22 protein-coding genes are annotated in these 20614 nt (G+C 39.7%); 19 read left to right on the forward strand and 3 right to left on the reverse strand.

The features are described from left to right. The 19 genes from M2408_RS22130 to groL all read left to right on the forward strand — a co-directional run bounded on the left by M2408_RS22130 (window position 1) and on the right by groL (window position 17969). Window positions 1-687 carry an urease accessory protein UreF gene (locus M2408_RS22130; protein WP_120261828.1) on the forward strand — a complete coding sequence of 229 codons (687 nt, stop codon included), beginning with the start codon at window positions 1-3 and terminating at the stop codon, window positions 685-687. 102 nt (window positions 688-789) lie between these two features. Further along, a complete protein-coding gene (ureG, locus tag M2408_RS22135; protein ID WP_120261827.1) occupies window positions 790-1419 on the forward strand; it encodes an urease accessory protein UreG in 630 nt (209 codons plus the stop codon). Between the two features lie 12 nt (window positions 1420-1431). Further along, a complete protein-coding gene (locus M2408_RS22140; RefSeq protein ID WP_259186715.1) occupies window positions 1432-2403 on the forward strand; it encodes an urease accessory protein UreD in 972 nt (323 codons plus the stop codon). Then, on the forward strand, window positions 2396-2875 hold the full coding sequence (locus tag M2408_RS22145) for an urease accessory protein UreE (protein WP_259186717.1): 480 nt from the start codon (window positions 2396-2398) through the stop codon (window positions 2873-2875). The genes M2408_RS22140 and M2408_RS22145 overlap by 8 nt, the downstream gene beginning before the upstream one ends. Before the next feature lie 110 nt (window positions 2876-2985). Beyond that, window positions 2986-4035, forward strand: coding sequence for an A/G-specific adenine glycosylase (gene mutY / locus M2408_RS22150; protein ID WP_259186720.1), 1050 nt, complete (start codon window positions 2986-2988; stop codon window positions 4033-4035). A gap of 19 nt (window positions 4036-4054) precedes the next feature. Then, entirely contained in the window at window positions 4055-4513 is a 459-nt protein-coding gene (locus M2408_RS22155) for a single-stranded DNA-binding protein (RefSeq protein ID WP_120261823.1), read from the forward strand. Window positions 4514-4810: 297 nt separating this feature from the next. Beyond that, window positions 4811-5851, forward strand: a complete 1041-nt coding sequence (pheS, locus tag M2408_RS22160) for a phenylalanine--tRNA ligase subunit alpha (protein ID WP_104385292.1) — start codon at window positions 4811-4813, stop codon at window positions 5849-5851. 114 nt (window positions 5852-5965) lie between these two features. After that, complete coding sequence (locus M2408_RS22165) at window positions 5966-6541, forward strand: TetR/AcrR family transcriptional regulator (protein WP_104385291.1); 576 nt, start codon at window positions 5966-5968, stop codon at window positions 6539-6541. Window positions 6542-6898: 357 nt separating this feature from the next. Beyond that, the gene (rlmD, locus tag M2408_RS22170) at window positions 6899-8311 is read left to right on the forward strand and encodes a 23S rRNA (uracil(1939)-C(5))-methyltransferase RlmD (RefSeq protein ID WP_259186723.1); all 1413 of its coding nucleotides are present in this window, start codon (window positions 6899-6901) and stop codon (window positions 8309-8311) included. 4 nt (window positions 8312-8315) lie between these two features. After that, window positions 8316-8714 (forward strand): hypothetical protein, encoded by a 399-nt coding sequence (locus tag M2408_RS22175; RefSeq protein WP_259186724.1) that lies wholly within the window; start codon window positions 8316-8318, stop codon window positions 8712-8714. A 221-nt stretch (window positions 8715-8935) separates the two neighbouring features. After that, window positions 8936-9691 (forward strand): hypothetical protein, encoded by a 756-nt coding sequence (locus M2408_RS22180; RefSeq protein ID WP_259186725.1) that lies wholly within the window; start codon window positions 8936-8938, stop codon window positions 9689-9691. A gap of 201 nt (window positions 9692-9892) precedes the next feature. After that, window positions 9893-10582 carry an OmpA family protein gene (locus tag M2408_RS22185; protein WP_208642619.1) on the forward strand — a complete coding sequence of 230 codons (690 nt, stop codon included), beginning with the start codon at window positions 9893-9895 and terminating at the stop codon, window positions 10580-10582. Between the two features lie 249 nt (window positions 10583-10831). Further along, on the forward strand, window positions 10832-12268 hold the full coding sequence (gene miaB, locus M2408_RS22190; RefSeq protein ID WP_259186726.1) for a tRNA (N6-isopentenyl adenosine(37)-C2)-methylthiotransferase MiaB: 1437 nt from the start codon (window positions 10832-10834) through the stop codon (window positions 12266-12268). A gap of 37 nt (window positions 12269-12305) precedes the next feature. Continuing rightward, window positions 12306-13583 (forward strand): sigma-54-dependent Fis family transcriptional regulator, encoded by a 1278-nt coding sequence (locus M2408_RS22195; RefSeq protein WP_259186727.1) that lies wholly within the window; start codon window positions 12306-12308, stop codon window positions 13581-13583. Between the two features lie 10 nt (window positions 13584-13593). Further along, the gene (locus M2408_RS22200; protein WP_259186728.1) at window positions 13594-14109 is read left to right on the forward strand and encodes an LptE family protein; all 516 of its coding nucleotides are present in this window, start codon (window positions 13594-13596) and stop codon (window positions 14107-14109) included. 12 nt (window positions 14110-14121) lie between these two features. Beyond that, entirely contained in the window at window positions 14122-15207 is a 1086-nt protein-coding gene (locus tag M2408_RS22205) for a hypothetical protein (RefSeq protein WP_259186729.1), read from the forward strand. Between the two features lie 12 nt (window positions 15208-15219). Further along, window positions 15220-15639: a preprotein translocase subunit SecG gene (gene secG, locus M2408_RS22210; protein ID WP_259186730.1), complete on the forward strand. Its 420-nt coding sequence runs from the start codon at window positions 15220-15222 to the stop codon at window positions 15637-15639. Window positions 15640-15940: 301 nt separating this feature from the next. Next, window positions 15941-16216: a co-chaperone GroES gene (gene groES, locus M2408_RS22215; RefSeq protein WP_088160030.1), complete on the forward strand. Its 276-nt coding sequence runs from the start codon at window positions 15941-15943 to the stop codon at window positions 16214-16216. Window positions 16217-16331: 115 nt separating this feature from the next. After that, window positions 16332-17969: a chaperonin GroEL gene (groL, locus tag M2408_RS22220; RefSeq protein ID WP_120261812.1), complete on the forward strand. Its 1638-nt coding sequence runs from the start codon at window positions 16332-16334 to the stop codon at window positions 17967-17969. 68 nt (window positions 17970-18037) lie between these two features. Here the strand turns inward: groL and ggt are convergent, their stop codons facing one another. From ggt to dtd, 3 genes are all read right to left on the reverse strand, one after another. After that, entirely contained in the window at window positions 18038-19741 is a 1704-nt protein-coding gene (gene ggt / locus M2408_RS22225; protein WP_259186731.1) for a gamma-glutamyltransferase, read from the reverse strand. A gap of 68 nt (window positions 19742-19809) precedes the next feature. After that, the gene (locus M2408_RS22230) at window positions 19810-20136 is read right to left on the reverse strand and encodes a nucleotide pyrophosphohydrolase (RefSeq protein WP_077438193.1); all 327 of its coding nucleotides are present in this window, start codon (window positions 20134-20136) and stop codon (window positions 19810-19812) included. An 18-nt stretch (window positions 20137-20154) separates the two neighbouring features. Further along, window positions 20155-20613: a D-aminoacyl-tRNA deacylase gene (dtd, locus tag M2408_RS22235; RefSeq protein WP_259186734.1), complete on the reverse strand. Its 459-nt coding sequence runs from the start codon at window positions 20611-20613 to the stop codon at window positions 20155-20157. Between the last annotated feature and the right edge of the window lies 1 nt (window position 20614).

A 20614-nucleotide genomic window follows, 5' to 3' on the forward strand; every position in this document is an offset into this window, starting at 1 on the left:
ATGAATCCATTGTTGACATTGATGCAGATCAATGATTCCGTTTTTCCGATTGGAGGATTCACACATTCCTATGGATTGGAAACCTATATAACCAAAGGTCTTGTACACGACTCCAAAACTGCCAAAGAGTACGCACAGACTTTATTGGAACATAGCTTCTATTACAACGATGCGGCCTTTTTTCATAAGACTTGGCAATTATGCGAAACAAAGGCAACAAAGAAGAAGGTAGCAGAATTAGATGCCTTGATCACGGCCTTTAAAGCGCCTTATGAAATTCGGGATGCAAGTAAAAAATTGGGAATACGCTTCTTGAAGCTGACTGAAAAATTGCAGCCGGTTAAACGTTGTTCAGCTTATTTAAAAGCAATAAATACACAAGAATTGCATGGGCATTACGCAATGGCATTTGCCATGTTTGCACATGCGCAAGGGATTAGTTATTCAGATGCATTGAGTGCTTTTTATTACAATTCACTCAATGGTATTATGACCAACTGCGCGAAACTGGTCCCTATTAGTCAAATGGATGCACAACAGATTCTGTTTAAGTTGCAGCCATTAATCAATAAGTTGGTTATCGCGCAACCAGCGTTGGAAGAGGATTTAATCGGTAATTGTTGTATCGCACAAGATATCCGTTGTATGCAACATGAAAAGTTATATACACGTATCTATATATCGTAAAAGCAAGATTACTGCTATACTTAAAACTTATTTTATCTGATTAAGCAAGGTAAATTTTAAGCATCATAAACTTCATCTAAGTGATGAAATAAATAGTTAAGGATGAAAAAGACGTCAAAAAGAAATTATGTAAAAATTGGTGTTGCCGGACCTGTTGGATCGGGCAAGACTGCTTTGATCGAACGATTGACACGTTCGATGTCCGCAGATTATAGCATCTGTGTTGTTACAAATGATATTTACACACGTGAAGATGCAATGTATCTACAGCAAAATTCGGCTCTACCAGCAGAACGTATCATTGGTGTAGAGACTGGCGGATGCCCACATACCGCGATCCGCGAGGATGCATCGATGAATATTGAAGCGGTGGAGGAATTGGCCAATCGTTTTGAGGACGTGGAGCTTATTTTCGTTGAAAGTGGGGGAGATAACCTGACAGCAACGTTCAGCCCCGATTTAGCGGATTTGACCATCTTTGTTCTTGATGTGGCCGAAGGAGAAAAAATGCCGCGCAAAGGTGGTCCCGGTATCACACGCTCAGATTTGTTGTTGATCAATAAAATTGATTTGGCGCCCTATGTACATGCAGATTTGGAGGTCATGCGCCGAGATACATTGCGCATGCGTGGAGAACGTCCTTTTATTTTTACGAATCTGATGACATTAGAAGGGTTGGAAGATGTAAAGAAATGGATCAAAGAATACGCTTTATTAGAACAAGTAGGCTAAAAACAATAGGATATGGATAGTAAGATAGTATTAAATGTAGCCAAAGAGGACGGTAGAAGCAGGCTGAAAGAAAGCTACCATAATGCACCTTATAAATTGACCCATTATGGAGCAGCGAATCTAACTGACCATCTGGAAATGATTATCATGAGTGCATCACCCGGTATTATGGATACAGATCATCTTCATATTGATGTCCATGTAAAGGAAGAGGCCCAATTAAAGCTGTTTACGCAGTCTTTCAATAAATTGCACCCGATGAAAACCGGTGCCAGTCAACATACAGATGTACAGGTGGCTTCGGGGGGAATATTGCATTACATTCCGCATCCGGTCACGCCTTTTAAAGACTCCATATTCAAGGCGACCAATCATATTCATTTGGCCGAAGATGCGGTTTTGATGTGGGGTGATATTATCAGTGTCGGGCGGATCTATATGAAAGAAGCATTTGAATTTGATCGTTTGCATACACAGACTAAGATTTTCAGATCAGGAAAACTGGCCTTTATAGATAATCAGCTGTTGCAACCCAAAAAACAGCCCATCCAGAAAATGCTCTTCTTTGAAGGTTATACACATCAAGCGACCTTTATATTCTCCGCTCTTTTCGCGCAGGAACTAAAGAACGAACTTGACGAAATATTGACTGTAGAATATAATGACATCTCTTATGGATTTACACAGGCATCATCAGATGTCGTTATTCTACGAGCGCTGGGTTCTGATGGTGAATTGCTCTATGATTTTCTGCAAATGTTAGGGCAATTGTGCTGGGACTTTACCATGCATAAACTGTCAGAGTCAAAAGAAGCTGAAATTATCGAAAATGAGGGCGCTGAGCCTGTGCCAGTTGTGTCAGAGTCGATTGTGGTAGAGGTGGCTGCGGCAGAGGCCGTTGTCGCTAAAAAGAAAAGTACAGCCAGCCCGCGGAAAAAGAGGGTAAGCAAGAGTAAAACGGAGGAAGGACTGAGATATGCGTAAATCGAAAGAGCCTACCGAAATCCTCATTGAGTCCATTCCCAATTTTGAGCATGTTAAATTCAATCGTGAATCGGATATCTTGGATCTTTCCTACTTTGAAGTGAATAAACGTGTTATCCACCGCAAAACGCGTAAGGGCAATACGGTAAAGATACAACGGGATGACAGCACGGCCTTACAGTCAGGACAATGTATCTATCATAGCGAAGATCTGTTTATACAGGTCAATATCTTGCCTTGTCTTTGTGTATTGCTTGACAGTCAGGATCTTTCTGTGGTCGGAGAATTCTGTTTTGATGTAGGCAATCGTCATTTGCCCGTGTATCTGAAAGCTGATGGGCGCTTTGCTGTCTCCTATGATGGACGCTTGTATCAGGCATTAAAAGAAAAATATAATGGTTCCATTTCCTTGGAAAATGCCATTTTGGAACCGGATGAACAGATTACGTCGCTTCGCAATGCGAAAAAATAAGAGGTGAGTATTTGAACGTTTGTTTTAGGTTTTGATTTGATAGCGGAAGCCGATCTTTCTTTGTTTGTGCGCTGCTTGAAAATGCTGAAAAATTGTGCATTTTTGTTGTTATGACATTTGGTGCGGAATTGCAGGGATGGTATCAACAGCATAAGCGTGATTTACCATGGCGGGAAACAAGAGACGCCTATAAAATTTGGCTCTCTGAGATTATCCTGCAACAGACTCGAGTAGAACAAGGCCTGCCTTACTATTTACGATTTGTGGAACGGTTTGAGACAGTCGTTGACTTTGCTAACGCAGAGGAAGATGATATTTTACACCTTTGGCAGGGACTAGGTTATTATTCAAGGGGACGAAATATGCATAAGGCTGCACGAATCGTCCGTGATGAATATAACGGCATTTTTCCCGTAGACTATAAGACCTTGCTAAAGCTTCCCGGTGTAGGTGAATATACTGCTGCCGCAATATCATCCTTTGCCAACAATGAGGCCCAGGCAGTATTGGATGGGAATGTGTTCCGTGTGCTGTCAAGATATTATGGCATAGACACAGCGATCAATTCTACTGAGGGAAAGAAAATTTTTACGGCTATCGCTCAGGAAAATTTGGATCAGGACCATCCGGCATTATACAATCAGGCTATCATGGATTTTGGTGCAATTCATTGTAAGCCGAAGCAACCTTTGTGTATTACTTGTATGTTTAATACATCTTGTTACGCCGTGCTAAAGGGAGAGGTTGATCGATTGCCGGTTAAACTTAAAGGCAAAGCAAGCAGAGAACGGTATTTTAATTATTTTATCCTTAAAGACGATGTGCAAATTTTGATGTCAAAACGCGGAGAAGGCGATGTCTGGCAGAATTTATACGAGTTTCCCCTGATAGAGTCTGATCAAACATTAACGATACCCGAGCTCCTTGGAGATGAGCAATTTGTCCAGTATTTCGGGGATAAGGCGGAGATCAAACTTCTGCAAAAGCAAACTAAACATATTCTGAGCCATCAGAATATTTATGCGACATTCTTTGAAGTGCGGTTAGAGGGCGGTCTAAATCAAAAAAAATCCAATTGGGATTATGTATTTTTAAAAGATTTAGATAAATTAGCTAAACACAAGTTGATCTTTACCTTTTTGGAAAGATCCAATTTTTAACCATTTATGCTTTTAAATTATGTCAGGAGTTAACAAAGTTATTTTAGTGGGACATCTTGGAAAAGATCCCGAAATTCGATATTTAGAAGGCAATGTCTCCGTTGCCAGTTTCCCATTGGCAACTTCAGAAACGTATAACAAGGACGGAAAACGAGTAGAACAAACCGAGTGGCACAATATTGTCATGTGGCGCGGTTTGGCAGATGTGGCGGTAAAATACCTTACTAAGGGCAAATTGGTCTATATCGAAGGTCGATTACGTACGCGTACCTACGAAGATAAAGAGGGGATCAGACGTTATGCTACTGAAGTAGTTGCTGAGACTTTTACCCTTTTGGGACGGAAATCAGATTTTGAACCTGCTGGAGCTGCTAACACGGGGAATGTTGCAAGTACCCCGGCGCAGAAAGCTGAGGATAAAGAAATCGAAGTTGATTTTACCGAAAACGATCAGGAGGATAATCCGCTTCCATTTTAATCGAACTTAAAGGTAGCTTTGAATATTAGAAGATTATCATTTTATATTAAATATAGTTATGGGCAAAAGAGCAGATGAAAAATCTGCTCTTTTTGATTTCTGGGATATTTCTAATTCCTTTTAACCACCATAAAAAAGAATCAAACCTGTTTGTTTGCTTTCAAAGTGTTGATTACAAAGACCTTTGTCCCATCGAGTCGTAAATGCTGATTTTCTATACAAGAGCGCTTTTGACACGAGTTGAGAGATCGCGAAAATTTCTTTTTGGCGGAAATTTTGGCTATGTTTGTCCTAATTATGTTGCAAGATAAAATTACGCAGTATACTGAAGAAATTAAGGCGTTTGTGCCATCTTCTTCAGCCGATGTAGAAAATTTCAGATTGAAGTTTTTGGTTTCCAAAGGGATCGTGAAAAATCTTTTTGATGAATTCAAAACAGTTACTCCTGAAGAAAAACGTACTTTGGGGAAAGTACTGAATGAATTTAAGCAGTTGGCAGAAAATACATTCAAGGAAGCACAAGAGAAATTTGGTTCCGGTGAGAAGCAGAAATCCCAACAAATGGAAGGTGATCTTACGTTGCCTGGTAATGGATTTCAATTGGGGTCTAGACATCCGATCTCATTGGTACGCAAGGAAATCGTTGAGATCTTTAAAAAGCTAGGCTTTATCGTTTCTGAGGGGCCCGAGATTGAAGATGATTGGCACAATTTCTCTGCGTTGAATTTTCCTCCTGAGCATCCGGCGCGTGATATGCAAGATACATTCTTTATCAAAAAGCAAGAAGGTAACGATATTACACTAAGAACGCATACATCTTCTGTTCAGGTTCGTCTGATGGAAGCTGGTAAGCCACCTTTCCGTGCGATTATGCCCGGACGTGTGTATCGGAACGAAGCCATTTCTGCCCGCGCGCATTGTTTCTTTCATCAGGTAGAAGGATTGTATGTGGATGAAAATGTTTCGTTTGCTGATTTGAAGCAGACTTTATATCATTTTGTTCAAGAGATGTATGGTGAGGGAACTAAAGTGCGTTTCCGTCCTTCTTATTTCCCTTTTACAGAACCTTCTGCGGAGATGGATATTTCTTGTACGATCTGTAAAGGTGCAGGATGTAATCTTTGTAAATATTCAGGTTGGGTAGAGATTTTAGGTTGTGGGATGGTAGACCCTAATGTACTTGAAAATTGTGGCATCGACAGTAAAAAGTATTCAGGTTTTGCCTTCGGTATGGGTATCGAGCGTATCACAAACCTTAAATATGTGATCAAAGATTTGCGACTGTTCTCCGAAAATGATACGCGTTTCTTAGCTCAGTTTGAGACTGAATTAATATAAATCAATGCTAATAAAGACTATTGAAACCATCACACTATTACCACCCTCCAAGCACATCTTGTTCTGTTCAGGAATTGGAAATAGTGTGATGTGTGGTAGTCTTATCTGAAGAATATGGAACCAGATCATATCATTGAATCCATAAAAAGAACCGCACGGGAACTCTTTCGTCAAAATGGTTATCATAAAACCAGTGTAAACACCTTAGCAAAAAAAGCTAAGATCGCTAAAGCGACTGTTTATAAATATTTTGATAGTAAGGAGATGATTTTACATGCTATCTTGATGGATTATCTGCGGGCGAGTTTGTTGGATATCTTAAAGACGACAAAATATGAGGATGATATGGCCTCTTTTTTGGCTTCTACCATTCTTCGTGTCAGCCGACTGACTTATACAGCATGTAATGAGTTGATTGGCTGGGAATTTATTCGTGAATCTGCCAATGCTCAGGAATATCTAAAAACACTGTCTGAGGATTTGGAATTTTTGCTTTTGAGCACATTTATTCAGAATGAAAAGATTAATGAAGCGATTAGCGAGGAAAAACTGACATTTCTGATCAAATCAAGTAAGAGCATTGTATTCTCCTTTGCTTTTACGGCCGTTTCGGATGCCGATGTGCGTAAAAATTTCATTTCTTTTCAAAAGGAGATTCTTCCTTATCTGGTGCAGGCAACTATACTCTAAACGACGCAGGTTTTATTTGTCTATTGCCTTTCGGTTATCCACTTTTGAATACTCTTCGATTTTTTTCTGAATTGCCTGTTTTTTATTGATTCGTATTTTTTCATTAAGGGATCAAGGAGCTTGCTAGGCTCAGTTAATTGGCCAGAAAGAACTTTTGGTCGATTTTCATTGCTGTTTGAGCTGAACTTATATCATCGTTGATCCTTGAATGATGGCCTTAGATATTGCTTGAATCATCTCGAATATTGGGGGAATCGGAGTGATGGAAATGGATTATTGTGCTATATGAAAGGTCTTTTTTTTAAGACCATGTAGGTCAGTGGAAAATCATTATAAAAAATTGTATTTTTGCAAACTATGAGTAGAAGAATTCCGCAAGAAAAAAAGTTCTTGAAAGATATTGCAATCATTGATATTGCCGAAGAAGGTAGAGGTGTAGGTAAAACTGATGATTTGGTTTTGTTTGTCGAAAAAGCTGTCCCCGGTGATGTTGTCGATGTGGAGTTAATGCGCAAGAAGAAGAATTTTGCTGAAGCTCGGGTGACGAGCTTAAAAGAAGCTTCTACTTATCGCGTTGATCCTTTTTGTGAGCATTTTGGTGTTTGTGGTGGTTGTAAATGGCAACACATGAGCTATGAAGCCCAATTAAAATTCAAGCAACAATCTGTTGATAATGCATTATCCCGTATTGGGAAAGTCGATACTTCTTCCATGGAAGATATTTTGGGATCGGCACAAACGGAGTATTATAGAAACAAATTAGAATATACATTTTCCAATAAGAAATGGTTGACCTCTGTTGATGAAGATTCATCACAATTGGAAATGAATGCTTTGGGCTTCCATGTGCCCGGACGTTTTGATAAAATCTTAGATATCGATCATTGTTTTCTTCAGGAAGATCCTTCCAATGAGGTGCGGAATACCATACGGGACTTTGCACTAAGCAAAGGGATGACCTTCTATGATCTTCGTGAACATACAGGGGTATTACGAAATCTGATTATCCGTATTTCTTCTACTGGGGAGATGATGGTCATTGTGGTTTTTGCCTACCCAGAAGAAGGACAAGTGGAATTGTTAATGGACTTCATCAATGAAAAATATCCACAGATCGCTTCACTCCTTTATATCGTGAATCAAAAGCGTAATGATACCATCTTTGATCAGGATATTCATGTGTATGCAGGTCGGGATTTTATTTATGAGGAGATGGAAGGTCTTCGCTATAAGGTCGGACCGAAATCATTTTATCAGACCAATTCTGCGCAAGCATACGAACTCTATAAGATCACACGTGATTTTGCGGATCTAAAAGGGGATGAGTTGGTTTATGACTTATATACAGGAGCTGGTACAATTGCTAATTTTGTTGCTAAGAAGGCAAAAGAAGTGATCGGAGTTGAGTACGTACCTACTGCAATTGAAGATGCAAAGGTCAATTCAGCCATCAATAATATCAACAATACGAAGTTTTACGCTGGGGATATGAAAGATGTGTTGATACCATCTTTTATTGCGGAGCATGGGAAACCGGATGTAGTGATTACGGATCCGCCAAGAGCAGGTATGCATGCGGATGTTGTGGCCCGGTTATTGGAAATGGAGTCTCCGAAAATTGTTTACGTGAGTTGTAATGCAGCAACACAGGCGAGAGATTTAGTACTATTGGCAGAAAAATACGATGTAAAACGTATCAAGCCAGTGGATATGTTCCCCCATACACAACATGTAGAAAATGTCGTTCTATTGGAACTAAAAAAATCATAATATTATGGAAGTAGAGGATTTATTTTCGGGCGGAGCCAGAAATGAGGAAGCGCAATCTACTGGACAGAGTCCGTTGAAAAGTTTGCAGGTAGATCTTGATTTTTATAGTGAGTCGATCCGTGAAGTTTCGATGGAGATCATAGAGGAAGGCTATTCTTCCTATCCGATTTTTGTAGCACATCAACATGAGGTTTCCGTGGGTGAAGTGATCTTAGATCGTGCGGATCTGGAAACTAATTGGACAATCAATGCTTCTACGTTGGAAGAGTTTGTCGAATTGGATATCATTCAAGAGGATCGTAAAGCTACTTTTATTCAGAATTATAAATCTGTGAAGGATTATATGTGTTTGTTTGTCGTTGTTGCTGAGGGAGCCAATTTTGTTTTCTATCCCTATAAATAGAGAAAGAATATTTAAACTTTTTTAACAATACAATTGTCAAACTATTACTATTTTTAGCGAAATAGGTTGAAAGTATGATGGATTCAAAAACTATAATGAGCAGAGCGCAGGATCAGTTCGTTTGGATTTAGCGTCGTTGATATTACATCATAGTTTTCAAAAAAGCGCTAGTGGCGAGATAAATGCCTGAGAAAACTGGCGTGATAAAACAATATATTCCAATGAGAAGAATACACATAGGAGGGCTATTAGGCATCTTGATATTGCTTTTGACGGCATTCGGTGCAAAGGCCCAACATATACAGAAAGTGTCAGGTATGGTGATGCAAAGGGGAACTGCCAATAGAATTGGCGATGTGGTGGTCCTGAATTTGCGCACGAGCAGATCAGCATTGACAAACTCTTTTGGGGTGTTCACGATAGATGCCTCTGTGGGAGATTCTCTTTCTTTCACTAAAGTTGGGTTTTCACCAGTAAAGACTGTTTTGACAAACTTGAATGAATTCTATATTGAGATGCAGGAAGGAATTAAGCTTGAAACAGTCATTGTAGAGCGGAAATCCAAGGAAGCCGAGCTGAATGATGCCATGGGGAATTATTCAAAGAAAGGGGTCTATAATGGCGGGAAGAATAAATTTGGAACCTATTTAGGTAGTCCTGCTACCGCACTTTATAATCTTTTTGGACGTGAGGCGAAAAATGCAAAACGCTTTGGACGATTTATGGATCGGGAAAAGGAGGAATTGCAGGTAGATCGTATCTTTTCAAGGGCAGCTGTCCAGAAATTAACGAAATTGGATAGCGTAGATTTAGATGCGTTCATGATACGTTATCGTCCCTCATTTGATCTAGCTGAACATTGGGGCCAATATGATTTGATGAATTATGTACAGCAATCTCTAGAGGATTTTGAAGCAAAAGGGCGTCCAAAAGGATCATTATTACCTGATATTGAAGTTAAGACCCAAGAGAAATAAAACATTTTTCGTTTTATGCTGTTAGTTCTAGTGAACATTGACCGTCGAGATTATTTGTAGCTTATCGTCTTCATTTATCAACGTTGTGATACTTTTTTTGGAGTATGGTAACAAAAAAGTTAAAAAAGGATGCTTTTGGCACTTTGTTTGATTTTAACATGAACAGTAATTTAATTTGAATATTAAAAGTCTTAGATAGATATGAAAATGAATAGAAAATTAGCTGTATTTGGTTTGACTGTTGCAACCTCGGCTATGTTATTTGGAAGTTGTTCTACAATCCAAAATACAAATAATACGACTAAAGGTGGTGTGATCGGTGGTGTTGCGGGTGGTGCTTTAGGTGCATTAATTGGCGGTAAGGCTGGTAATACGGCTATTGGTACGTTAGCAGGTGCGGCAATCGGTGGTGCAGCGGGTGTATTGATTGGTAAGAAAATGGATAAACAAGCTGCTGAGATTTCTAAAACCGTAGAAGGTGCTGAGGTGACTCAATCTGCAGAAGGTATTGTTGTAAAATTTGATTCAGGTATTTTGTTTGATTTCAATAAATCTGATTTGAAAACATCTGCAAAGGATAATATTGCAAATTTAGTGGCAACATTAAATAAAGAGCAAGGAACAGAAATTTTAGTTATTGGACACACCGATAATGTGGGAACTTTAGCTGCAAATGACAAAGTTTCTTTGGACCGTGCAAATTCGGTACGTGCCTTTGCGGTATCTAAAGGTTTATCTTCTTCACGTATTAAAACTGAAGGAAGAAACTTCTCTGAGCCAATCGCAAGTAATGACACAGAATCTGGACGTGCGCAAAACCGTCGTGTGGAGATCGTCATCGTTGCTGGTGACCAAATGAAGAAAGAAGCAAAACAACAAGCTAACCAATAACAAGCTAGACATATCGCTCCTCGAGGGATGAATATGTTTGACTCTTCTAAATGGCGAGTTTGTTGAATTTCGAAAATAACAGAAGGCGCGGATTCTATCCGTGCCTTTTTTGTGAAATATCCCGCCAGACCACTATGATATAAATTATTTACTTCAGAAATTTGACAAAGTATAAACCATATTTCTGGCTGACAAACTGTCATTATATGGATTTTAATTTCTAACTTTGTAGTCTTTGAAAATTGAGCTATGCTAGATTTAACACATACAACTAAGGAACACGACGAATCTCGTCAGGGTGAGGCATTGTTATTGGAACAAGATCCAAAGATCAGTAATGGACGTAAACTGTATATAGAGAGTTACGGTTGTCAAATGAACTTCTCGGATAGTGAGATTGTTGCTTCTATTTTGTTGGATAAGGGTTTTGAAACGACAAAGAATTATCAGGAAGCTGATGTTGTCTTTATTAATACCTGTTCAATCCGTGAGAATGCAGAGCAACGTGTTCGTAATCGACTGAAAGAATTTGAGGCGGCAAAGACCAGAAATCCTGGAATGATCGTCGGTGTACTTGGCTGTATGGCTGAGCGCTTAAAATCGAAGTTTCTGGAGGAAGAGAAATTAGTTGATGTTGTAGTAGGTCCTGATGCGTATCGTGATCTTCCTAACTTAATTGATAAGGTAGATGACGGAGCAAAAGCAGTGAATGTATTGTTGTCACGTGAGGAGACTTATGCTGATATTAATCCCGTTCGATTAAATTCAAATGGTGTAACCGCCTTTATTTCGATCATGCGTGGTTGTGATAATATGTGTTCGTTCTGTGTGGTTCCTTTTACTAGGGGACGTGAGCGTAGCCGCGATCCACATTCTATTGTGAAGGAAGCACAAGATTTATTCAACGCTGGATATAAAGAAGTGACCTTATTGGGGCAAAACGTGGATTCCTATAAACATACGGCGCCAGTTGCAGAAGGAGAAACTCCTGGTGAGACGGTGACGTTTGCTAAATTATTGGCGATGGTTGCAGAGGTGAGCCCACTTTTACGGGTTCGTTTTTCGACTTCCCATCCAAAAGATATCACGGATGAAGTTTTATATGCAATCGCATCACATGAAAATGTTTGTAACTATATCCATTTGCCCGTACAATCCGGGAATTCTAGGGTATTGGAACTTATGAATCGTACTTACGATCGTGAGTGGTATATGGAACGTGTAGATGCTATCCGTAAAATTATTCCAGATTGTGCGATTTCTACTGACGTTATTACCGGATTCTGTACAGAAACAGAAGCAGAACATCAGGAAACGTTATCGATGATGGATTATGTGAAATATGACTTTGCATACATGTTTGCTTATTCTGAAAGACCAGGTACATTAGCTGCGAAGCGTTATGAAGATGATATTCCAGAGGATGTCAAAAAACGTCGTTTGACTGAGGTAATCAACAAACAACGTGACCATAGCTTATATCGTTACCAACATTTTATTGGAAAAGTTTGTAAAGTTCTGATAGAAGGTTTTTCGAAAAGATCTGAGTTTGATTTCTGTGGTCGTAATGATCAGAATGCCTTGGTTGTGTTTCCTATAGACCCTCGTTACAAACAAGGGGATTATGTCAATGTGCTTGTGGAATCATGTACATCAGCAACCTTGCTTGGTAAAATTGTTGATTAAGAAAACTTAATATAAATTTATTTCCAATTGGAAATTTATGGATAATCAAGATATAAAAAATAGGTTTGGAATCATCGGTAATTCACCGTTGTTAAATCGGGCGATAGATATTGCCCGGCAGGTGGCTCCAACTGATATTTCTGTATTAATACAAGGTGAAAGCGGTAGTGGTAAAGAAGTTTTTTCGCATATTATCCATCAATTGAGTTCCCGTAAGCATGGCCCATTTATAGCGGTCAACTGTGGAGCAATACCGGAGGGAACAATAGACTCTGAATTATTCGGACATGAGAAAGGTTCCTTTACCGGAGCGCATGAAGCACGTAAGGGTTATTTTGAAGTGGTTGATGGTGGGACAATTTTCTTGGACGAGGTCGGGGAGTTACCTTTAGGTACACAAGCTCGATTACTGCGTGTTTTGGAATCTGGGGAGTATATTCGTGTGGGATCATCAAAGGTTCAAAAAACCAATGTGCGTGTAGTTGCTGCGACAAACGTCAATATGTTTGAAGCTGTTCAAAAAGGTAAATTTAGGGAGGATCTATATTACCGTCTAAATACTGTTCCTCTGCGTGTGCCTTCGCTCAGAGAACGTCCGGAAGATATCAATTTATTGTTTCGCAAGTTTATTGTCGATTTTTCGGAAAAGTATCGTTCCCCTGGCGTGCAGCTGACTGAAGATGCACAAAATATGCTGCGTAACTATAACTGGCCAGGGAATGTGCGTCAATTGAAAAATGTCGCCGAACAAATTGCCGTTTTAGAGAAAGAACGTATTGTTGACGCGCATACACTACAAAACTATTTGCCAAATGAGTCACGTACGAGTCTACCGGCTATAGTCACATCCAATAATAACGCAAAAGAAGATTTCTCTGAAAGAGACCTCCTGTATAAGGTTCTTTTCGATATGAAGAAAGATATGGTCGATCTGAAAAAGCTCGTTGTCGAATTGATCCAGAAAGGTGTGGATTCTTCTACATTCGATCAAAATTCTCCTTATATCAATCAGCTCTATCAGGAAATTGAACCACAGGTAAAATCCGATACCGAAGGATACGGTATCGCGCCAACCTTGACGATACATTCACCGAATAATAATACAGCAAACGTCTTGAAGAATCCTGTTGCACAGGACGATTATCTGCAAGATGCACAGGAGGTAGAAGAGTCTTTGTCTTTGGTAGACAAGGAATCGGATCTGATCAAAAAAGCCTTGAAAAAACATCGCGGTAAACGGAAAGCTGCAGCACAAGAATTGGGAATTTCTGAAAGAACTTTGTATCGGAAAATTAAAGACTTAAATTTAGACTAGGGTTTTGCACATGTTGTCAAGAAGAATTTTATATACCTTTCTCACGACCACTTTTCTATTCATCATGAATAGTTGTGGTGTGAAATATGGATTTACAGGAGGATCCATTCCAGAGGGGATGAAGACCGTCAATATTCAATATTTCGAAAATATCGCACCTTTGGTTTACCCGACTTTAAGCCAGAATTTTACAGAGGCATTAAAGGAACGTATCCGAAATCAATCCCGATTAAGCCAGGTCAATCAAGATGGTGATGCTACTTTTGAAGGATTCATTACAGACTATACGATCAGCCCAGCTGCTGTTGAAGCAGGCACGGACCGCGCTGCGATGAATAGAATGACGATTACAATTAAAGTTTCCTATCATAATAAGATAAACCCTAAAGACGACTTTGAGCAACCTTTTACACGTTTCAAAGAGTTTGCAGGAAATCTTCAGAGTGCACAGGAGGAGACCTTGGGTAAGGAAATTATCCAAATGTTGACAGAGGATATTTATAATAAGGCATTTGCTAACTGGTAATCCTGCTCTAAGATGAATATTACTATGCCACTATCGAATAACGAGCTTTTCTTTCGAGCAATCAATCATCCGGAGTCTATTGATGAAGATGTAATTTTGGCTTTGATTGAAAAATATCCTTATGCGCAAAGTTTGCGATTTATACATGAACGTAAGGTTTTTGGTGAAAGCAAACCTGTTAAGAATCTATCGTCTGCATTGTTGTATGCTTCGTCTCCAAATTGGTTATACGAATTTATGCATAGCAGGCCAGGGGTGGCAGTGAAAGAAATCCAATTGGAAGATATCATTCTTGATGAGGAAATTGAGGATGGCTTGTCGGAAGGTATTGTCGTTGAGGAAGCGGTAGCGGTAGATACTGAAGTTGAGCAGGAGGAAACTGATGTTGAAGAGGTGGAGAAGGCAGATGAATTGGACCGTTTGATTCAAGCAGGTGTAGCGCAGGATTATTTTCGTTCGCGTGAAGCAAAACAACAGGCCACCATTATTGAGTCAACTGAAACTGTTGAGCCAGCTCATTCCGAAATTGCTGTTCAGCCATTGGAGGATACGCAGGAGCGTGTCACAGTCTATGATGATGATACGATGCCTTATAGCTTTTTATGGTGGTTGCATAAAACGCGGCTTGAGTATGCTGAAACATACCAACCTTATGTAAATTCACCGTTGGGCCCAATGACACCATCAAATGATGATATTGCAAAGATCCATGAAAAATTGGATAGCCAGCTATTGGATCAACAGATTCGGGAAAATATTTTCCATCTGCAATCGCCGGAGGCAAAACTCAGCGATGAGGTGAAAACAACAATCTCTTTCCAGATTCCGCGCAAAACGGATGAGGTGATTGAGAAATTTATCCGCGAAGAGCCTATAATCCAACCATTGCAGGCTGAAAAGTTAGATTTAGAGAATAAAGCGAGAAAAAGCTCAGAAGATCAGCATTCACTAGTGACAGAGACCCTTGCAAAAATATATACCGAACAGGGTTTATATCCTAAAGCAATAGAGGTTTACGAAAAATTAGTTTTGAAATATCCAGAAAAAAATGCTTACTTTGCGGCACGCATAACAGAATTAGAAAAGAAATTAAATTAATTATATAAAGAGATGCAAGGATTATTAATTGGTCTTATCATATTAGCTAGTATTATTTTAGCATTTTTGGTTTTAATCCAAAATCCAAAAGGTGGTGGTTTATCATCTGGTTTTTCTGGAGGAACAAACCTAATGGGTGTAAAGCGTACAGGAGACTTTTTGGAAAAAGGTACATGGATCATGGTTATTGCTATTATGATTTTTAGTTTGGGTGTTAACATTATGGGATCATCACCAAGTACATCTAAAGGTGGTTTGGGTGGTCAAATTGAAGCCCCGGCACAACAACAAGGACCTTTGAACTTGGGTACGCCAGCACAGAAACCTGTAGGTGCTCCAGCAGGACAAGAGCAAGCTGCTCCAGCGCAATCAGAACAAAAAACTCCGGCTACAACGCCAGCAGCTAAGCCAACTGAAGAAGCTAAGAAATAGTTGCGAACAAAGAAATTCAAAAGGCCTTGTCTACAATTTAGACGAGGCCTTTTTTTGTTATACGCGGTTTGTCAGTCTGCCTATTGAAGTATGATAGGAATGGCAAACAGGGTTTTGTAAGGATGTCAGACAAACAGTGACAGTGTGACAGCAAAATGTGCTTTTATTTGTGAACATGTTAAGTTTTCGGTGAAAAATTGTCTTATACATCATCTTATTTACAATTGGCATAAAAGATGATGTGTCTATAACGATTATAACATAAAAATAAATTCAATAACAGATAAAAAGTAAATTAATTATGGCATTAAGTATCCAACCTATCGGAGATAGAGTAGTAGTAGAAGCTGCTCCAGCAGAAGAAAAAACAGCTTCAGGGTTATACATTCCCGATACAGCAAAAGAAAAACCATCTCAAGGTACAGTAGTTGCTGTAGGTACTGGTAAAGTTGACGAGCCGTTAACTGTAAAAGTAGGTGACAAAGTATTATATGGTAAATATGCAGGTACTGAAATTACTTACGAAGGAAAAGAGTACTTAATTATGCGTGAGTCTGATATTTACGCTGTTATCTAAGGGATTAAAAGTCTAAATTACAAAGTTAAAATTTAAAAAATTGAGGCAGTTCGTAGCTGCAGACTTGTAACATTAGAGTCTCACTACCAATATCTCAATACTCAATACTAAAAAAATGGCAAAACAAGTAAAATATAACGTTGAGGCTCGTGAGGCCCTTAAAAAAGGTGTAGACACTTTAGCTAATGCTGTTAAAGTAACATTGGGTCCTAAAGGACGTAACGTAATTATTGAGAAGAAATTCGGTGCACCAGTAATTACTAAAGATGGTGTTTCAGTTGCGAAAGAAATCGAATTGAAAGATGCTTTGGAAAATATGGGTGCTCAAATGGTAAAAGAAGTTGCTTCTAAAACTGCTGATCAAGCGGGTGATGGTACAACTACGGCTACTGTATTGGCACAAGCAATCGTTGCTCCAGGTATCAAATCTGTAGCTGCAGGTGCTAATCCAATGGATTTGAAACGTGGTATTGACAAAGCTGTGGCAGCTGTTGTTGCTAACTTGAAATCTCAATCTCAAGTAGTTGGTCAAGACAACAACAAAATTAAACAAGTAGCAGCGATCTCTGCGAATAACGACGAGATCATCGGGTCTTTGATTGCGCAGGCAATGGAAAAAGTTGGTAACGATGGTGTTATCACTGTTGAAGAAGCAAAAGGTACTGAAACAGAAGTAAAAACTGTAGAAGGTATGCAATTTGACCGTGGATATTTATCTCCATACTTTGTTACGAACTCTGACAAAATGGAAGCGGAATTAGATAACCCTTACATTTTGATCTACGACAAGAAAATTAGCAACATGAAAGAGTTGTTGCCTATTTTGGAAAAACAAGTTCAAACTGGTAAACCATTGTTGATTATTGCTGAAGATTTAGATGGTGAAGCTCTTGCAACATTAGTTGTCAATAAAATCCGTGGTTCACTGAAAGTGGCAGCTGTAAAAGCTCCAGGTTTTGGTGACCGTCGTAAAGCGATGTTGGAAGATATCGCTATCTTAACCGGTGGTACTGTAATCTCTGAAGAAAGAGGTTTCAAATTGGAGAATGCTGAGTTATCTTATTTAGGTCAAGCTGAAAAAGTTCAAGTTGACAAAGATAATACAACAATTATCAATGGTGGCGGTAACGTAGATGACATCAAAGCTCGTGTTGCTCAAATCCGTTCACAAATCGAAACAACTACTTCTGACTACGATCGCGAGAAATTACAAGAGCGTTTGGCAAAATTGTCAGGTGGTGTTGCTGTATTGTACGTAGGTGCTACTACTGAGGTAGAAATGAAAGAGAAAAAAGACCGTGTTGATGATGCTTTACATGCAACTCGTGCTGCAGTTGAAGAAGGTATCGTTGCTGGTGGTGGTGTTGCATTTATCCGTGCTACTGAAGCTTTGGTAAGCCTTAAAGGTGAAAACGAGGATGAGCAAATTGGTATTGATATTATCAAACGTGCTATCGAAGAGCCTTTGCGTCAAATCTGTAATAACGCAGGTATTGAAGGTGCAGTGATCGTTCAAAAAGTAAAAGAAGGTACTGCTGACTTTGGTTATAACGCACGTACTGACCGTTACGAGAATTTAATCGCGGCAGGTGTAATCGACCCTACTAAAGTATCTCGTATTGCTTTGGAAAATGCTGCTTCAGTTGCTTCAATGTTGTTGACAACAGAGTGTGTATTGGCTGACGAGGCTGAAGAAAACCCTGTAGGTGCTGGTGCTCCTCCAATGGGTGGTGGTATGGGTGGAATGATGTAAGATCATCCAAACTATCTAATATAAAAAAGGCTCATCTGGTATTCCAGATGAGCCTTTTTATGTGATGTTTAATATCCTTTTGCTGTATCGTCTCCACGAGGATCGGCACCGGTCTGCAATTTACCATTTGGAAGGATAAGAATATTTTCTACACGTCCTATTGTTCCTCTGGGATTTATTACATAGCCATCCTTTGTCAATTTGTCTCGTAGTGTTGTGTCAATCGCACCTTGCTCGACATCAATGCGATCAGGTAACCACTGGTGATGGAATCGAGGTGAACTGACAGCGGATTGTGCATTTTGTCCAAAGTCAATCACATTCAATATGGTCTGGAAAACGGAGGTAATAATAGTTGATCCGCCGGGTGTCCCCACCACCATAAATAGTTTACCATCCTTTTCTAGAATAGTAGGTGTCATCGAACTCAACATTCTCTTCCCAGGCTGAATTTCATTTGCCTTTTCTCCTGTCAGGCCATACATATTAGGTACACCAGTCTTTATTGAGAAATCGTCCATTTCATTGTTCAATAAAAATCCTGCGCCATCTACGATAACACCAGATCCATAGGAATCATTGAGTGTGGTGGTGATAGAAACTGCATTTCCCTGCTCGTCAACAATATTGAAATGAGTTGTTTGCTCACTTTCGTAACCCGGAATGACATCTGCATTGACGTTTTTACTCAATGTCGCCTGATGAAAATTAAACGGATTCAGTTTAGCGGCATTTGTCGTGGAATCTATCAGTTGTTGTACAGGGACATTGATAAAATCAGGATCTCCTAAATACTTTGCTCTATTTGCATACACATAGCGTTCTGCTTCAACGATGACACGTATTGTGGAGTCCCTCTGGAATCCCCAGCGCTGAAGGGGGAATTGTTCAACCGACTTTAATAAAGCCAGTAGGGAGGTCCCGCCGCTCGATGGTGGAGGCATAGAAACAACCTTGTGTCCCCTATAGCTTGATGCAATCGGGGTACGCCAGAGTGCTTTGTAGCTCGTTAGATCCTCGTGGGTAATGATTCCTTTGCCTTTATTCATTTCAGCAATGAGCAGATCGGCCGTTTTTCCTTTATAGAAGCCGTCACGTCCTTCATTGGCGATTCTTTCGATGGTATTGGCAAGATCTTCTTGTACAAAAAGGTCACCGGTTTTCCAGGCTGTATTTTTGATAATTGCGGCACCAGTAGAATTCAGCTTGACAAACCGCTCTTTATGACCTTCAAACTCGCGGGCTTGCCTTTCACTGATCTTGAAACCTTTCCGCGCAAGTTCGATTGCGGGCAAGAGTAATTGTTTCCAGGCCAGCTTCCCATATTTCTGATGGGCGTCCCACATGCCGGCGACAGAACCGGGAACACCCGATGCGAGCGCACTGTATAGGCTCAAATCAGCGATAACATTCTTTTGTGCATCCAGATACATATCCCGGTGGGCCTGTTTAGGAGCGGTTTCCCGAAAGTCCAGTGCATCGTACTGGCCCTTATTGTTGCGATATAGCATAAAACCACCGCCACCAATATTTCCTGCATTTGGATATACTACAGCGAGGGCGAACTGCACCGCGACGGCAGCATCAATGGCATTTCCTCCTTTTTTCAACACCATGACACCAACCTCCGAAGCTATGGGATGTGCCGTTACTACAGCTGCTTTGTTGAATGTCTCGGGGCTAGTTTTATGGGCATCAAGCTGCTTGCGGGTGTTGGAACATGAAGCGAATAGCAAACTTCCTATTAGCGAATAAATAAATAGTTTATTCATAATATCTGCTCTAAAATTGTGTGTAAGTTTAATAATTAAACCTTGTACACCTCTGAAACAAAAAGGTGTTATTTTAATTTTTCATTATTTTTATGGCGGTCTGCATCCCGAATAGATTTCTTTTGAAGGTTCTTTTCCAATGCTTCGGTCAGGTCTATGCCTGTTTGATTTGCAAGACACATTAAAACAAACAATACATCGGCCATTTCATCAGCCAGATTAACCTCTTTATCTGATTTTTTGAAAGACTGTTCACCGTATTGTCTCGCCATGATCCGGGCGACTTCGCCAACTTCTTCCATAAGCATGGCTGTATTTGTCAGCTCATTGAAATAGCGTATCCCCGTTGTATTGATCCATTTATCAATTACTTCCTGTGCTTCTTTAATTGTCATTTTTTCGGATTAATTAGTTTAAAAATTGTCCTTATCTTTTGTATCCATTATTATGGTAACAGGACCATCATTCAATAAATTGATTTTCATGTCAGCTCCAAATATACCAAGCTGAACAGGCTGATCGATCAGTTGGGAAAGCAGTTTGGCCATTTCTTCGTAAAGCGGTTTGGCAGTATCAGGCTTGGCTGCCCGAATAAATGAGGGCCTATTTCCCTTTTTTGTCTGAGCGAATAGGGTGAACTGTGAAATCAGTAAAATATTACCACCGATATCCAGTATGGATTTATTCATTAGTCCCTGCTCATCTTCAAAAATTCGTAGGTTAACGAATTTTTGTCCCAACCACTTTAAGTCTTCAATTGTATCGGCTTCTTCTATTCCCAATAGGATAACTAAACCTTTTTGAATCTGTCCGGTGATCTGTTCGTCTACTGCACAGGAAGCATGTTTTACCCGTTGTATTACTGCACGCATA

This window comes from Sphingobacterium sp. BIGb0165 (genome assembly GCF_024810095.1).
GTDB lineage: Bacteria > Bacteroidota > Bacteroidia > Sphingobacteriales > Sphingobacteriaceae > Sphingobacterium > Sphingobacterium detergens.

Coding starts and splice junctions, on each gene's coding strand:
- M2408_RS22180 (WP_259186725.1), top strand. CDS start 8,936: ATGAGAAGAATACACATAGGAGGGCTATTAGGCATCTTGATATTGCTT.
- M2408_RS22200 (WP_259186728.1), top strand. CDS start 13,594: ATGTTGTCAAGAAGAATTTTATATACCTTTCTCACGACCACTTTTCTA.
- M2408_RS22195 (WP_259186727.1), top strand. CDS start 12,306: ATGGATAATCAAGATATAAAAAATAGGTTTGGAATCATCGGTAATTCA.
- secG (WP_259186730.1), top strand. CDS start 15,220: ATGCAAGGATTATTAATTGGTCTTATCATATTAGCTAGTATTATTTTA.
- rlmD (WP_259186723.1), top strand. CDS start 6,899: ATGAGTAGAAGAATTCCGCAAGAAAAAAAGTTCTTGAAAGATATTGCA.
- dtd (WP_259186734.1), bottom strand. CDS start 20,613: ATGCGTGCAGTAATACAACGGGTAAAACATGCTTCCTGTGCAGTAGAC.
- groES (WP_088160030.1), top strand. CDS start 15,941: ATGGCATTAAGTATCCAACCTATCGGAGATAGAGTAGTAGTAGAAGCT.
- M2408_RS22175 (WP_259186724.1), top strand. CDS start 8,316: ATGGAAGTAGAGGATTTATTTTCGGGCGGAGCCAGAAATGAGGAAGCG.
- mutY (WP_259186720.1), top strand. CDS start 2,986: ATGACATTTGGTGCGGAATTGCAGGGATGGTATCAACAGCATAAGCGT.
- M2408_RS22145 (WP_259186717.1), top strand. CDS start 2,396: ATGCGTAAATCGAAAGAGCCTACCGAAATCCTCATTGAGTCCATTCCC.
- miaB (WP_259186726.1), top strand. CDS start 10,832: ATGCTAGATTTAACACATACAACTAAGGAACACGACGAATCTCGTCAG.
- groL (WP_120261812.1), top strand. CDS start 16,332: ATGGCAAAACAAGTAAAATATAACGTTGAGGCTCGTGAGGCCCTTAAA.
- pheS (WP_104385292.1), top strand. CDS start 4,811: ATGTTGCAAGATAAAATTACGCAGTATACTGAAGAAATTAAGGCGTTT.
- M2408_RS22155 (WP_120261823.1), top strand. CDS start 4,055: ATGTCAGGAGTTAACAAAGTTATTTTAGTGGGACATCTTGGAAAAGAT.
- M2408_RS22140 (WP_259186715.1), top strand. CDS start 1,432: ATGGATAGTAAGATAGTATTAAATGTAGCCAAAGAGGACGGTAGAAGC.
- ureG (WP_120261827.1), top strand. CDS start 790: ATGAAAAAGACGTCAAAAAGAAATTATGTAAAAATTGGTGTTGCCGGA.
- M2408_RS22185 (WP_208642619.1), top strand. CDS start 9,893: ATGAAAATGAATAGAAAATTAGCTGTATTTGGTTTGACTGTTGCAACC.
- ggt (WP_259186731.1), bottom strand. CDS start 19,741: ATGAATAAACTATTTATTTATTCGCTAATAGGAAGTTTGCTATTCGCT.
- M2408_RS22230 (WP_077438193.1), bottom strand. CDS start 20,136: ATGACAATTAAAGAAGCACAGGAAGTAATTGATAAATGGATCAATACA.
- M2408_RS22165 (WP_104385291.1), top strand. CDS start 5,966: ATGGAACCAGATCATATCATTGAATCCATAAAAAGAACCGCACGGGAA.
- M2408_RS22130 (WP_120261828.1), top strand. CDS start 1: ATGAATCCATTGTTGACATTGATGCAGATCAATGATTCCGTTTTTCCG.
- M2408_RS22205 (WP_259186729.1), top strand. CDS start 14,122: ATGAATATTACTATGCCACTATCGAATAACGAGCTTTTCTTTCGAGCA.